Source organism: Sphingobium sp. EM0848, from assembly GCF_013375555.1.
Taxonomy (GTDB): domain Bacteria; phylum Pseudomonadota; class Alphaproteobacteria; order Sphingomonadales; family Sphingomonadaceae; genus Sphingobium.
Genome location: NZ_JABXWB010000001.1, coordinates 1,065,956 through 1,079,798, shown reverse-complemented (window position 1 = coordinate 1,079,798; position 13,843 = coordinate 1,065,956). Strand labels below are relative to the sequence as shown.

Genomic DNA, 13,843 nt, shown 5'->3' with positions numbered 1-13,843 from the left:
GCATGAAAAAGGACCAGATCTTCGACTTTTTCAGCCGCCTTGCGGAAGCCAATCCGGCGCCCCGGACAGAGCTGGAATATGGCAATGACTATCAGTTGCTGGTGGCTGTGGTCCTGTCGGCGCAGGCGACCGACGTCGGCGTCAACAAGGCGACCCGCGCCCTATTCCGCGAAGTCCACACCCCGCAACAGATGGTGGATCTGGGCGAAGAGGGTCTGAAACAGCACATCAAGACCATTGGCCTGTTCAATGCCAAGGCGAAGAATGTCATCGCCCTGTCGGAAATCCTGGTCCGCGATTTTCATGGAGAAGTGCCGCAGGATCGCGACGTGCTGACCACCCTGCCCGGCGTCGGGCGCAAGACCGCCAATGTCGTCGTCAACACCGCTTTCGGGCAGGAAGCGTTCGCGGTCGACACCCACATCTTCCGCGTCGGCAACCGCACTGGCCTTGCGCCCGGCAAGACTCCTCTGGCGGTGGAACTGAAGCTGGACAAGCGCGTCCCCGGCCCCTTCCGCCGCGATGCGCATCACTGGCTGATCCTGCACGGCCGCTATGTCTGCAAGGCGCGCAAGCCCGAATGCTGGCGCTGCATCGTGGCCGACCTCTGCCGCTTCAAGCCCAAGACACCCGCGCCCGGCACGGCGAACTGATTATCGTGCGGTTCAGCCGAACGCTGCTAGAAGGAGCGGAATAACGGATGAAGCGTTCGCGCGCCGTCATCCCTATAGTCATAAGGAGAGACATCATGTCCGCCCATCGTCCCCGTCGGCTCGCCCTGGCCATGGCATTGGCATGTGCAGCAAGCCCAGCCCTCGCCAAGACCGCGCCCGACAATCTCGTCCCCGCCGGCAAGCCGGTCGACTGCGTCCAGATCACGTCGATTCGCTCCACCGACGTCCGCGACGACCGCACCATCGACTTCATCATGAACGGGAACAAGGTCTACCGGAACACGCTGCCCAACAGTTGCCCCAGCCTGGGCTTCGAAAAGCGCTTCATGTACAAGACCAGCCTGTCGCAGCTCTGTTCGGTCGACATCATTACCGTCCTCTACCAGACCAACGGATTGCAGCGCGGGGCCAGTTGCGGCCTTGGCAGCTTCCAGCCGATGCAGAAAATGGCGAAATAACTTTGGCCTGAGGTGATTTTGGTGCTGGCGCGACCGATTGGGCTTTGCTAAGCGGCCCTTCGCAGCAGCGACACGCACCCATAGCTCAGCTGGATAGAGCGTTGCCCTCCGAAGGCAAAGGCCAGAGGTTCGAATCCTCTTGGGTGCGCCATTTTTCAAATGGCTGCGAAGATTTTTCCTTCCAGTCCAAGCAGATATCGCTTGGCCTTCAGGCCACCAGCAAAGCCGGTCAGCGCGCCATTGGCGCCCACCACGCGATGACATGGCGCAATGATCGAGATGGGATTGCGCCCGTTCGCTGCACCCACGGCCCGGCAGGCGGAAGGTTTTCCGATCTGGGCTGCAATATCGGCGTAGCTGCGCGTTTCGCCAAAGGGGATGGTCAGCAAAGCCGCCCATACGCGCCGCTGAAAATCCGTGCCCTTGAAATCGAGCGGCAGGTCGAACGCCGTCCGTTGTCCGGCGAAATATTCGCCTAGTTGCCGCCGTGCCCCATCAAGCACAGGATGCTCGCCGCCCTCGACCCGCGGTTCCAGCCTGACGCGCCTCGGATCGTCATTTTCCCACAGGACGGCCGCCAACCCGTTTTCGCTCGCCACCAGCGTCAATTTGCCGACGGGCGACGCCATCGTCCGATATGCGTAGCTCATGCCCTATCCTTTCCACCATTGATGGCGTGAACATAGGGCATGGCCGACGAAACCGCCTTCCCGCTCCTTGCGGTCAAAGATTATTTGAGGCCACCACCCATGGCGCGATACAGTTCGACCATGTTCGTCGCCCGCGTCAGCCGCGTCGCCAACAGGCTCTGTTCCGCATTATAAAGCGTCCGCTGCGCATCGAGGGTCGTCAGGAACGCATCGATCCCCGCCCGGAACCGTGCCTCCGACAGGCGATAGCCGACCCGCGCGGAATCCCGCAGGGAAGTCTGCGCCTCCAGTTGCGCCGTCATCGTGCCGCGCCGGGCGAGCGCATCGGCAACCTCCCGAAAGCCGGTCTGCACGCTCTTCTCATAGGTCGCGACCAACGCGTCATAGGTCGCCCGCGCATAGCGCAGATTGCCCTGATTGCGCCCGAAATCGAAGATCGGCAGGGCCGCCGAAGGCGCCACCGACCAGTTTTCGCTGCCCGACTTGAACAGATTGGAGAGGCCCAGGCTCAACGTCCCGAAAGCCGCCGTCAGCGAGATTTTGGGGAAGAAAGCCGCCCGCGCCGCACCGATATTGGCGTTGGCCGCAAGCAATTGATGCTCCGCCGCCATGATGTCCGGCCGCCGCAACAAGGCCGTGGAAGGAAGATCCGCAGGCAGATTGGCCAACGTCACATCGCTCTCCGGCATCGCCATCGGCAGATCGTCCGCCGGCACCGTCGCTCCCGCCAGCAGGTTCAGCGCATTCTGGTCCTGCGCCACCAGCGTCGTCGCCTGGGCGATGTCGGACCGCGCCTGATCATAGCTGGTCTGCGCCTGCCTCACTTCCAGTTCCGAAGCGATCCCCTTCGCAAAGCGCGCCTTGGTGAGGTCCAGCGTCTGCCCAAAGGCCTTTTCCAGATCGCGGGCGATCTTCAATCGTTCCTGATCCGCCGCCATGCTGAGCCACGCATTGGCCACTTCCGCTATCAGCGCGGTCTGCGCTGCGTTCCGGTTCTCGACCGACGCGAAATATTGCTCCTGCGCCGCCTTTGTCAGGTTGCGCACCCGCCCGAACAGGTCGATTTCCCAAGAGGACACGCCGACCGAAGCGGAATAGGTGTCGGTTCGCCCCGACCCGGCCTGAGAAAAGGGCGAGTCCTGATAGGTGGCGCTGCCACTGGCGCCAAGGGTCGGGAATATGTCCGCCCGCTGCACCTTATATTGGGCCCGCGCCTGCTCGACATTGGCGAGCGCCACGCGCAGGTCGCGATTATTGGCGAGCGACACCTCGATCACCCGGCCAAGACGGGGATCGACGAAGAAATCCTTCCACGCCGTATCCGCAGGCAGGATCGCCTGCCCCTCCGCCCCCGCATAGGACGGCCCCTGCGGACTGTCCTCGGGAACGGGCAGCGCAGGCCGCACATATTTGGGCGCCATGTCGCAGGCGGCGAGCGTCAGGGCCAGAGCAGCGGCCGAGAAAAGCTTGATCTTGTTCATTGTCCTTTAAGCCTCCTGCGGCGCTGCCAGAGCGCTGCCCTCATGTCCCGCCTCATCCTTGCCATGATGTTCGCGGAACAACCGCTTCACCACGGTAAAGAAGACCGGCACGAAGAAGATCGCGAGTATCGTCGCGGACAGCATGCCGCCGACCACGGCCCAGCCGATGGCGTTCTGACCGCCCGCGCCGGCACCCTTCGCCACCGCCAGCGGCACCACGCCGAAGACGAAGGCAAAGCTGGTCATCAGGATCGGTCGCAGGCGCAGCTTGCCCGCCTCCAGCGCCGCTCTTGCAGGCGACAGTCCCGCACGCATCTTCTCCTCGGCAAATTCGACGATCAGGATCGCGTTCTTGGCCGACACGCCGATGGTCGTGATCAGACCCACCTGCAAATAAATGTCGTTGTTGAGGCCCACCAGGGTCGCCGCGATCACCGCGCCCAACACGCCCAACGGCACCACCAGCATGACCGCGATCGGCACCGACCAGCTTTCATAAAGCGCGGCAAGGCACAGGAACACGATCAGCATCGACAGCGCATAAAGCGCCGGCGCCTGTCCGCCTGAACTATTCTCCTCATAGGAAATGCCGTTCCATTCATAGCCGACGCCCGCCGGCAGCTTGGCCGCCATTTCCTCCATGGCCTTCATCGCGTCGCCGGTCGAAACGCCCGGCGCGGGCGCGCCCATGATCTGCATCGACGAGACGCCGTTGAAACGTTCCAGCTTGGCCGGGCCATAGATCCATTCCGTCGTCGCGAAGGAGGAGATCGGCGCCATCACGCCTTTGCCGCCCCGGACATGCAGCACGCCGATGGAATCCGGCGTGGTGCGGAAGGGCGCATCGGCCTGCACATAGACGCGCTTCACCCGGTCGCGGTCGATGAAGTCGTTGACGTAGCTGCTGCCCATCGCGGTGCTGATCGTGTCGTTGATGTCGGCCTGCGCGATGCCCAGTGCTCCGGCCGCCGCCTGATCGACGTTCAGCTTGAGTTGGGGCGTGTCCTCCAGCCCATTGGGCCGCACCTGCGCCAGCCGCTTGTCGGCCATCGCCATGCCCAGCAACTGATTGCGCGCGGCCACCATCTTGTCATGCCCCAGCCCGCCTCGATCCACGAGCTGGAAATCGAATCCGGTGGCATTGCCCAGTTCCTGCACCGCGGGCGGCACGAAGGCGATTGCCATACCGGCGGAAATCTTGCGGAAGGCCTTATTGGCGCGCAGGGCGATGGCGGAAGCCTTGTTATCGGCGCCCTTTCGCACCGACCAGTCCTTCAGGCGTGTAAAGATGATACCGACATTCTGGCCCTGCCCCACGAAACCGAAGCCGGAAATGGTGAAGACAGCTTCGACATTCTTCTTTTCATCGACCAGATAATGGTCGCGTACCTTGGTCAGCGTCCGCTCGGTCTCCTCCAGCGTCGATCCGGTCGGCAACGATACCTGATTGATGATGATCCCCTGATCCTCATCGGGAAGGAAACCGCCCGGCAGGCGCAGGAAGACCAGCCCCATGCCCACGACGATCAGCGCATAGACCAGCATGGTCCTGCCCCAGCGGCGCTCGACCTTGTCCACCGTATTGCCGTACCGCACGACATTGCGGTCGAAGGTCCGGTTGAACCAGTCAAAAAATCGGCCGAAGCGCGAGCCGAAAAAGCCCGTCCACTGATGGCTGTGCCCCTTGGGCTGGAGGATCGTCGCACAGAGCGCCGGGGTCAGGATCAACGCAACCAGCACCGACAATACCATCGAGGAGACGATGGTGATGGAGAACTGGCGGAAGATCACGCCCGTCGACCCACCGAAAAAGGCCATGGGCAGGAACACCGCCGACAGCACCAGGCCGATGCCGATCAACGCGCCGCTGATCTCGTCCATCGACTTTTTCGCGGCTTCCTTGGGGCTGAGGCCCTCTTCCTGGATAATGCGCTCGACATTTTCGACCACGACGATGGCGTCGTCGACCAGCAGGCCGATGGCCAGAACCATGCCGAACAGGGTCAGCGTGTTGATCGTGAAGCCCGCCGCATAGAGAACGGCCAGCGAACCCAGCAACACCACCGGCACCGCAATGGTTGGGATCAGCGTGGCGCGCCAGTTCTGAAGGAACAGGAACATCACCACGAAAACGAGCAGGATCGCTTCGAACAGGGTATGGATGACCTGTTCGACCGACAGCTTCACAAAGGTCGAATTGTCGACCGGGAAGTCATATTTCACCCAACCCGGAAAGGTCTTGGACAATTCGGCGACGCGGCTTTTGACGCCCTCCACCGTGTCCAGCGCATTGGCGCCGGGCGCCAGCTTGATGCCGAAACCCGCGGCCGGATGCCCGTTGAACTTTGCGCTGAAGCTGTAATTTTCCGCGCCCAGCTCAACCCGCGCCACATCCGACAGATGAACGACCGACCCATCGCTATTATTGCGAAGCATGATCTGGCGGAACTGTTCAGGCGTCCTGAGACGTGACTGCGCCGTCACAGTGGCGTTCAGCGCCTGCCCCTTGGGGGAAGGCGTTCCACCGATCTGCCCTGCCGAAACCTGCGCATTCTGCGCGCGGATGGCCGCCTTCACATCGCCGGTGGTGATGCCCAGATTGGCCATCTTATAAGGGTCCAGCCATATCCGCATCGCATATTGCGCGCCCAGAAGCTGGGTATCGCCCACGCCGTTGACACGGCTGAGCGGGTCCTGAAGCGTCGACGCAACAAAATCGCCCGCGTCCTGCTGGTCATGAATGCCGTCATCGGCATAGACGGCCATGACCATCAGGAAGCTGGACGTGGACTTGGTAACGCGCAGCCCCTGCTGTTGCACTTCCTGCGGCAACAGTGGCGTTGCCTGGGCCAGTTTGTTCTGCACCTGCACCTGGGCGATATCTGCGTCGGTGCCCTGCTCGAAGGTCAGGGTGATGCTCAAATTGCCCGCGGAATCGCTGCTCGACGAAAAATAGCGGAGATTGTCGATGCCCTTGAGCTGCTGCTCGATGAGTTGCGTCGTCGTGCTTTCCAGCGTTTCCGCGTTGGCGCCCGGATAGGTGGTGGAAATCGTCACGGCGGGCGGCGCGATTTCCGGGAACTGCGCCACGGCCAGCGACCGCAGCGCCAGCAGACCGGCCAGCATGATGACGATGGCGATGACCCACGCGAAAATGGGCCTGTCGATAAAATAGCGGGCCATGATTTAGCGCTTCCCGCCCTGAGCCAGGATATGGGTGGCCGGTGCCTGCCCCGCCGTCACCTGCTGCGGCCGTCCGGGTTGCACCACTGCACCGGGGCGCAGATTGACCAGCCCCTCGACGATCAGCCGGTCGCCAGCCTTCAGCCCCTTGGTGACGATCCACTTGTCGCCAACGGGCCGGTCGGTTTCAACCTCGCGCATTTCCACCTTGTTATCGGCGCCGACCACCATTGCGGTCGCCCGACCGCGAGCATCACGGGTGATACCCTGCTGCGGCGCTAGAATGGCCTGCGTCCGCTGCGCTTCGACCAGCCTGGCGCGGACATACATGCCCGGCAACAGCAAGCCGTCCGGATTGGCGAAGGTCGCGCGCAACGTCACCGTGCCCGCACTGGGATCGACCGTCACTTCGGAAAATTGCAGCCGACCTTCGATCGGATAGACACTGCCGTTGGGCAGCAACAATTGAACCCGCGCGCCTTGTTCGGCACTGACGCCCCCGGCGCCCATCGCCTGCTTGAGGTCGATGATCTGCGCCGCCGACTGGGTCACATCGACATAGACCGTGTCGGTCCGCTGGATCGTCGCCAACGCATCCGCCTGCCCGGCCTGCACCAGCGCGCCGGGGGTGAACAGCGACCGACCGATGCGGCCCGAAATGGGCGCCCGAATGCGCGTGAAATCCTGATTGACCTGGGCGGCCTGCACCGCCGCATGCTGCGCCGTCACGTCAGCGCGCGCCTGCTGGGCGGAGGCAGCCGCGTTGTCGGCCTCCTGTTTGCTCACGGCATTTATGCCAACCAGATCCTTGTAGCGCTGCGCCTGAAGGCCAGTCGCCCGGATCGAGGCCTGCGCTCGCGCCAGAGCACCCTGGGCCTGCCCCAGTGCAGCACGGTAGGGGGCATCTTCAATCTCATAGAGCAACTGTCCCGCGCGCACATAGGCGCCCTCGGTAAAGAGGCGACGACGGATGACTCCGCTGATCTGGGGCCGCACTTCCGCCGTTTCCAGAGCGGCGATGCGCCCAGGAAGCTCGTTGATCAGGGGTGCGGACTCGCTCTTCATCGTCACGACGCCCACGGCGGGCGGCGGCGGCGCAGTCTGCTGCTTCTCTCCACAAGCGCCCAGCGCCAGAGTCGACACGCAGGCGAGCAACCCAACAAAAATCCCCTTTTGCATCGGCCGATGCTCCATTTCACAAATCTGACAGACCCGGAATGAACGTTCATTCCGCTTGCGTCGCAGGTAGGAACATGGCACAATTTGTTCAAGAGTAAAAAACCCAGAGGAATAAATTTTGGTTGCGGTGCAGCAAGAGCAGACTGGTCGGAATCGTATTTTGAATGCCGGCCGCGACCTGTTCGCCGCCCATGGATTTCACCAGACTTCCATGGCCGAACTCGCCGCCGCCGCCCAGGTTTCAGTCGGCCAGATCTACCGCCTTTTCAAGGGCAAGGAAGATGTCATCGACGCCATCGTGGCAAATGACACGCGCGAACGCGAAGTCCTGATCCGCGGTCTGCAACAACGGCTCCAGGCCGGTGAAATCGATGGCGAACGCGCCTTCGAACTGCTGCTGCTGGAGGTTACGGACAATCCGCACGAAGCCCTGTCTTTCGACATATTGGCCGAAAGTTTCCGTAACCCGCGCGTCGGCAACAGCATTGGCGAGATGTGCATACAGGCCCGTGATTCAATCGGTGAGATCAGCCGCGTCATCAACCCGAACCTGTCGGGGGAAACATTGAAAGGCGCTCAGGAAGTCATCCTCGCCTGCCTGTTCGGCCTGGGCCATCGCAGCATGTCGAAACCTGCTCTCAGCGCTGAGCGCACGGCAAAACAGGCCGCCCATATGCTTGTCGCCGCGCTGCGCGCCATGGCCTGATCGGTCCAGCGCGCCTTCCCATCACCCCATCGCATTGCAGCATGAAGTTGCGTACACTGCCGCAACCGTGGAAGCTCTCGGCGTATTATCTCCCTCACATCATTTTCGGGAGGGCAAGATCATGATTTCCGGGACATCTTTCGACCGCAGCTATTTCAAGGAACGGCTGGACCGCAACCAACGATTGGCGGCCCGTTCGCGCAATCCGGAAATCCGGGCGATCCACTTGGAATATGTCCGTCTTTACAGCCAGATTCTGGAACGGAATGACGGCGTTCCAGCCTGACGCCGGAACATATCCGCCTATTTCGCTGCAACCCCTTCAGGCAGGACGACCGCTGACCAGCTTTTGCCCGGCACCAGATATTTGGCGGCCAGTTTCTGAATATCGGCCGCCGTCACCGTCAACATGTCCTGCGACATCGTCTGCATCGCCTGCACATAGCGCGCATCATGGGTGGCGCCTTCCATCTGGTTCATCCAAAAGGCGTTGCCCGTGCTGGCGCGCATCAGCAATTGCCGCATTGGCGCGACAGCGCGCTGCAACTCATCCTCGCTCACCGGATTCTTCGCGAGGTCCGCAGCCGTATCCTTCACCACGCCGTAGAAATAATTGATGCGATCCGGGCGCACCTGACTGGTCACGAGGATATAGCCCCCACTGTCATAGGAGAAAGGCCAGCTATTCTGGACGCTGGGCGAATAGACCGCCCCCTCGGTCGACCGCAATTTGTCGAACAGCCGATCATTGAATATCTGGGTCAAGATTTCCAGCTGCCGCGCTTCCTTCGTCAGTGCAAAACCGCCCGCCGTCGGCCAAGCCATGACCGCCGCCGCCTGCTCCTTATCGCCCTTGTGCCGCAGGATGACAGGCGTTTCGACATGCGCCGGGAAACGCATGGCCTTGTTCGCCGCCGGAACCGGCACATCGGGCCGCGGCGGCAGCGCACCGAAAGTCGCCGCGACCGCCGCAATCGCGTCATCCGCCTTCACCTGCCCGAAAATCTGGATCTCGATCGGTCCGGACGCCAGCAACGGTTCCCATGTCGCGCGGAAAGCCTGCGGCGTCAGCCCGTCAATCTCCGCCCGCGACGGCGTGCGGAACCGCACATCCTTGTCATGCAGCAACCAGTTGAGATCGCGCGCCAGCACGGAATCCGGCGCCCGCGCCATCGCGTCATAGGCAACCCCCGCGCCGGTCTTGACCCGCGCAATCGGTGCCGGGTCCCAGCCCGGCGCGAACAGCTTGGTCGCAAAGAGCTGCAACTGATCCTTGTAATCCGCCGGGCGCGTCACGGCCTGCAACTCAAAGGCATCGTCGTCGATGGAGAAATCCATCCCCATGCGCCGCCCATTGGTCAGCTCGTCCAGTTCCCGCTGGCCCAGCTTCCCGATCCCGCTGGCCACCAGCGCATAATCCGCCGCCCAGCCCGGCACCGGTCTGGTCGGTGAAAAGGCCTGCTGCCCGTGGCCGAAGCGGACATTGATGCGCACCTTCTCCGTCTCCGCATCATTGGCGAAGAGGGTCAGCTTGACACCATTGGAGAAGGCGACGCTCTCCATCCCCGGCAGGCCAACCGGCGTGCGCGACACGACCTTGCCCGGCGCGCCCAGCTTGGGCAGGTCAGCCATGGTCACGACCTTGTCGCCCAAACGCGCATTGGTCGCCGCCTTGACCGGCGCAGCAACCGCCGCCGCGAGCTTTGCGTCGACACCCGGCATCACCTTGCCAGTCACCAGCATCGCGCGGAACACGCCCGCCGAAAACAGCCGCTGCGTCGAATCCAGTATCTTCTGCGGCGTCATGGCGGGCTTGCCCGAACGGAAAATATCGAGCGCTGCCTGCGGGCTGACCGTGGTTTCGCGAATATCGACCGCGCTTACCAGATCGCTCGCCTGCTTGGCCCCGGCCTCAGTATCGGCATTTTCGACCTGAATCGCGAGCGCCGTGTCCATCTGGGCATATTCGCGGTCGATCTCTATCTGGCTGGGTGGTGCGTCCTTGGCGTCCTCTATGATGGCGCGGACGTCGGCCAGCGCCTTTTCCCAATTATCGCCCGAAGGAACCAGGGTGATGAAGGTGCCGTCGGCCGAACGGCTGACATCCTGCTGGTCAGCGCTCGCCTGAAGGAAGCTGCCGCCAGCCCGCGCTGCCTGCTCCAGACGGCGGTTGATGATCTGCAGGGCCAGCATGTCGGTCAGCTTGTCCTGATTATAGACGATGGTATCGGCATGCGGCTTCCACGGCCGCAGCCACGCCATGGTGAGGCCGGTCGGCGCGCCCGGCTCCACCGTCACCCTGGTCGCGGGCGCCTTGGGATCGGGCTCGCCGAAATCGGGCAGCGGCGTACCCTTGCCCGGCGCCGTCCAGGACGCGAAATTATCCTTGATAAGCTGCTCGGCCATCGCAGGATCGATATCGCCAGCGATGGAGATCACCGCATTTTCGGGCCGATACCAGCGCTGATGGAAATCCTCCATCTTCGCTGCCGTGACAGCGTTCAGCGTCGCCACCGTGCCAATGGGACTATGATCGGCCAGCGGTTGCCCCGCGAAAAAATGCTGTCGCGTGGCGTCGGAAATCCGCATCTGCGGCCCCTCGCCCTCGCGCCTTTCCGCCAGCACCACCGCACGCTCGGCATTGACGGCACTGTCCACGATATTGGGATCGACCATCATGCCCGCGAGGATTTTCATGCTCTCGCCCAGGCTCGCCTGGGTCGCCTGCGGCAGATCAAGCGCATAGGTTGTGCCGGTCGGCGTCGTCTGCGCATTGCTGTCGCTACCGAAGGTCACGCCCAGCCGCTGCCAGATGCGCTTGGATTCACCATCGGGCACATGGCGCGAGCCGCGCATGCTGAGATGCTCCATGAAATGGGCATAGCCCAGCTCATCGGGCCGCTCCATCAGCGACCCGGCGTCGATCCGCAAACGCACCGAAACCTGCCCCGGCGGCACGCCGTTGCGCCGGATCGCATAGCGCAGCCCGTTGGACAGCTCGCCAAAGCGCCATGCCGGATCGATCGGCACATCGCTATTCTCATAGAGCCAGGGCCTGACCTGCGCCTTGGTGGAACCCGGCGCCGCGGGATTGGCGGTCGGGTCCGTTTTCGCGGCCAGAGGCGCGGAAACTCCCGAAAGCAGCAGGGCAAGGACGGACAGCGAAGCGGCGGAGCGCCGGAAGGAAAAGCTCATGCGGCCGGAGCCTAAAGAGATTTTCCTGAATGACCACTGACAAAGAGAAGGACGGAAACAAACCGTCCCGCCCTTCTCTCCATTTTTCCTGAATGGACCTTACCGGCCGCCAGTCTTCTGGACGGCGCCCTTGTGTGCACCGACAGCCCCGCCGCCGCCGCGCCGCCGCCGGAAGTTCTTCTTCGCCGGCTTGGCATCGCCTTCAGGCCGATGCGCCCGCTCGGCATTACCACGCGGCTGCTGCTTCTGCTGGTCCTGATAGCGGCGCTGCCCCTCGGCACGCTTCGCCTTCTGCTCCGACGTCTGCTCGCGGCCCTTGCGCTGCGGCGCGGCCTTGGGAAGATTGCGCACCGCCTCCACGAAATTCTCCGGCAGCGGCACGATATCGAGCTTGATCTTGGTCGTCCGCTCGATCGCCTTCAGATAAGGCCGCTCATCATCCGCCACGAAGCTGATCGCAATGCCCTCGGCCCCGGCGCGCGCCGTGCGGCCGATGCGGTGGACATATTGCTCAGGCACATTGGGCAGTTCGAAATTGATGACGTGGGACACGCCCGAAACGTCGATCCCGCGCGCCGCGATGTCGGTCGCGACCAGCAGCTTCACATGCCCATGACGGAAAGCCTGCAATGCGGTGGTCCGCTGCGCCTGGCTCTTATTGCCATGGATCGCGACCGCCTGAATGCCTGCCCCTTCCAGAAAGCGCACGACGCGATCCGCGCCATGCTTGGTCCGGGTGAAGATCAGCGCGCGGTCGATATCCTCGCTCCTGATCGTCAGGTTGAGCAGCGCCTGCTTCTCCATTTGATTGACGAAGGTCGCCTGCTGGCGCACCCGCTCCGCCGTCGTAGACTGCGGCGCGACGCTGACCTTCACCGGATCGTTCAGGAACTGCGCGGCCAGCGCCTCGATCTCCGAAGGCATGGTCGCGGAGAAGAACAGGTTCTGCCGCTCCTTCGGCAGCAGCTTGGCGATCCGCTTGAGCGGATGGATGAAACCCATGTCCATCATCTGGTCGGCTTCATCGAGGACGAAAATCTCGGTATCCTTGATGGTGAAGGCCCGCTGATCGATCAGGTCGAGCAGACGCCCCGGCGTCGCCACGACGATGTCGACACCCCGGCCCAGCGCCCGGATCTGCCGGTTGATCGGCACGCCGCCGAAGACGACCTCCACCGACAGTTTCAGAAAACGGCCATAGTCGCGGAAGCTCTGCGCGATCTGCGCGGCCAGCTCACGCGTGGGCGACAGCACCAGCATGCGGCAGCCCTGCAACGGCGTTGGCTTGGGATTGCGGGCAAAATGGTCAAGGCTCGGCAGAGCGAAGGCCGCCGTCTTGCCCGTGCCGGTCTGCGCGATGCCGCACAGATCCTTGCCCTTGAGCAACACGGGAATGGCCTGGCTCTGGATCGGCGTCGGCGAGCCATATTTCTTGGCGGCGAGCGCTTTCAGGATCGGCTCGGCAAGGCCAAGGTCAGTAAATTGCATAGAAAAACTCACGAAGTCAGCCCCGGCGCCATCCGGCATCGCCGGGACGCAAGGCGGGTTACGAAACGACCCGCGTGAAATGGGAAGCCTCAAAGCTTGGCGCAGACTTTCATTGGCCGGCCCCAATGCCTGTTCCGGCCGGGGCGATCACGCTGCCAATCGCTAAAGGGGGCCATAAAGCCCAAACTGCTGCGTTGCAGCGCATATGATAGGAAAGACAGAAAAAAGCAAGCGGCCCCTGCGCATTGTCAGAGGCCACCCGATATCAGAGCGTCACCTCGACATGCTTGCCGCGCATCTCGTCACGCACGTCGCCGCCGAACATCTGCTTGAACATCCCACCCAGAGACATGTCGGCACGCCAGATTTCCGCCCGCCCCAGATTGAAGCGCAGCATCATCAGATGCGGGTCCTGCCGCCCGCCCGGATACCAGCTCGCCACGTCATGCGTCCAATAACGGTCGATCACCGCCGGGTCCGTCTCTTCCGCCAGCGTCCCGTCGATGCAGGCGAACAGGAAATGGCCCTTGCCGACAAACTGGGCCATCGCCGGACCGCCGCCCGCAAGACGGTTTTCCCGGGTGGTATAAAACCAGAAACAATGGCTCGCGCCGGGATCGAGCTGCGCCGTCATGGGCATGCTATGCTCATGTGACCCCTGAAGCCCTACCATCAGAAATGGACTTTGGGACAGTTCGGTCCAGAAACGGCGGCGGATGTCGGTCTCGTTGCTCATATCCTCCCTCCATCGCATCTTCATCAAAGACTCAATCGGCGGCGGCCATCGAAGTTCCGCCACGCAATTTACCACGAAAGCTTGATCTTGAGC

General features: G+C 62.7%; 11 protein-coding genes and 1 tRNA gene. 5 read left to right on the top strand and 7 right to left on the bottom strand.

The features are described 5' to 3' along the window. Positions 1 to 2 precede the first annotated feature (2 nt). From nth to HUK73_RS05160, 3 genes are all read left to right on the top strand, one after another. A complete protein-coding gene (gene nth, locus HUK73_RS05170) occupies positions 3 to 653 on the top strand; it encodes an endonuclease III (RefSeq protein ID WP_176590948.1) in 651 nt (216 codons plus the stop codon). A gap of 95 nt (positions 654 to 748) precedes the next feature. Beyond that, a complete protein-coding gene (locus HUK73_RS05165) occupies positions 749 to 1,132 on the top strand; it encodes a hypothetical protein (protein ID WP_176590947.1) in 384 nt (127 codons plus the stop codon). Positions 1,133 to 1,206: 74 nt separating this feature from the next. Further along, a tRNA-Arg gene (locus HUK73_RS05160) sits at positions 1,207 to 1,283 on the top strand. A gap of 4 nt (positions 1,284 to 1,287) precedes the next feature. Here the strand turns inward: HUK73_RS05160 and HUK73_RS05155 are convergent. The 4 genes from HUK73_RS05155 to HUK73_RS05140 form a co-directional block, all read right to left on the bottom strand. Further along, entirely contained in the window at positions 1,288 to 1,782 is a 495-nt protein-coding gene (locus HUK73_RS05155) for a methylated-DNA--[protein]-cysteine S-methyltransferase (RefSeq protein ID WP_176590946.1), read from the bottom strand. An 80-nt stretch (positions 1,783 to 1,862) separates the two neighbouring features. Continuing rightward, positions 1,863 to 3,263 carry an efflux transporter outer membrane subunit gene (locus tag HUK73_RS05150; protein WP_176590945.1) on the bottom strand — a complete coding sequence of 467 codons (1,401 nt, stop codon included), beginning with the start codon at positions 3,261 to 3,263 and terminating at the stop codon, positions 1,863 to 1,865. Positions 3,264 to 3,269: 6 nt separating this feature from the next. Beyond that, positions 3,270 to 6,446, bottom strand: coding sequence for an efflux RND transporter permease subunit (locus tag HUK73_RS05145; protein ID WP_176590944.1), 3,177 nt, complete (start codon positions 6,444 to 6,446; stop codon positions 3,270 to 3,272). Positions 6,447 to 6,449: 3 nt separating this feature from the next. Beyond that, complete coding sequence (locus HUK73_RS05140; protein WP_176590943.1) at positions 6,450 to 7,625, bottom strand: efflux RND transporter periplasmic adaptor subunit; 1,176 nt, start codon at positions 7,623 to 7,625, stop codon at positions 6,450 to 6,452. A 118-nt stretch (positions 7,626 to 7,743) separates the two neighbouring features. Here HUK73_RS05140 and HUK73_RS05135 point away from each other — a divergent pair, with 118 nt between their 5' ends. Together HUK73_RS05135 and HUK73_RS05130 are read left to right on the top strand one after the other, a co-directional pair. Continuing rightward, a complete protein-coding gene (locus HUK73_RS05135; RefSeq protein ID WP_176590942.1) occupies positions 7,744 to 8,331 on the top strand; it encodes a TetR/AcrR family transcriptional regulator in 588 nt (195 codons plus the stop codon). Between the two features lie 121 nt (positions 8,332 to 8,452). After that, complete coding sequence (locus tag HUK73_RS05130; protein WP_176590941.1) at positions 8,453 to 8,617, top strand: hypothetical protein; 165 nt, start codon at positions 8,453 to 8,455, stop codon at positions 8,615 to 8,617. 17 nt (positions 8,618 to 8,634) lie between these two features. On the opposite strand, the gene HUK73_RS05125 is transcribed toward HUK73_RS05130, so the two are convergent. The 3 genes from HUK73_RS05125 to HUK73_RS05115 all read right to left on the bottom strand — a co-directional run bounded on the left by HUK73_RS05125 (position 8,635) and on the right by HUK73_RS05115 (position 13,750). Beyond that, positions 8,635 to 11,526, bottom strand: coding sequence for a pitrilysin family protein (locus HUK73_RS05125; protein WP_176590940.1), 2,892 nt, complete (start codon positions 11,524 to 11,526; stop codon positions 8,635 to 8,637). A 99-nt stretch (positions 11,527 to 11,625) separates the two neighbouring features. Further along, positions 11,626 to 13,014 carry a DEAD/DEAH box helicase gene (locus HUK73_RS05120; protein ID WP_176590939.1) on the bottom strand — a complete coding sequence of 463 codons (1,389 nt, stop codon included), beginning with the start codon at positions 13,012 to 13,014 and terminating at the stop codon, positions 11,626 to 11,628. Positions 13,015 to 13,279: 265 nt separating this feature from the next. Then, complete coding sequence (locus HUK73_RS05115) at positions 13,280 to 13,750, bottom strand: pyridoxamine 5'-phosphate oxidase family protein (RefSeq protein WP_176590938.1); 471 nt, start codon at positions 13,748 to 13,750, stop codon at positions 13,280 to 13,282. Between the last annotated feature and the right edge of the window lie 93 nt (positions 13,751 to 13,843).

Bases quoted from the DNA above. Each gene is read 5' to 3' on its own strand.
- HUK73_RS05140 (WP_176590943.1), bottom strand. From the start codon at position 7,625: ATGCAAAAGGGGATTTTTGTTGGGTTGCTCGCCTGCGTGTCGACTCTG.
- HUK73_RS05150 (WP_176590945.1), bottom strand. From the start codon at position 3,263: ATGAACAAGATCAAGCTTTTCTCGGCCGCTGCTCTGGCCCTGACGCTC.
- HUK73_RS05115 (WP_176590938.1), bottom strand. From the start codon at position 13,750: ATGAGCAACGAGACCGACATCCGCCGCCGTTTCTGGACCGAACTGTCC.
- HUK73_RS05130 (WP_176590941.1), top strand. From the start codon at position 8,453: ATGATTTCCGGGACATCTTTCGACCGCAGCTATTTCAAGGAACGGCTG.
- HUK73_RS05165 (WP_176590947.1), top strand. From the start codon at position 749: ATGTCCGCCCATCGTCCCCGTCGGCTCGCCCTGGCCATGGCATTGGCA.
- HUK73_RS05125 (WP_176590940.1), bottom strand. From the start codon at position 11,526: ATGAGCTTTTCCTTCCGGCGCTCCGCCGCTTCGCTGTCCGTCCTTGCC.
- HUK73_RS05120 (WP_176590939.1), bottom strand. From the start codon at position 13,014: ATGCAATTTACTGACCTTGGCCTTGCCGAGCCGATCCTGAAAGCGCTC.
- nth (WP_176590948.1), top strand. From the start codon at position 3: ATGAAAAAGGACCAGATCTTCGACTTTTTCAGCCGCCTTGCGGAAGCC.
- HUK73_RS05155 (WP_176590946.1), bottom strand. From the start codon at position 1,782: ATGAGCTACGCATATCGGACGATGGCGTCGCCCGTCGGCAAATTGACG.
- HUK73_RS05145 (WP_176590944.1), bottom strand. From the start codon at position 6,446: ATGGCCCGCTATTTTATCGACAGGCCCATTTTCGCGTGGGTCATCGCC.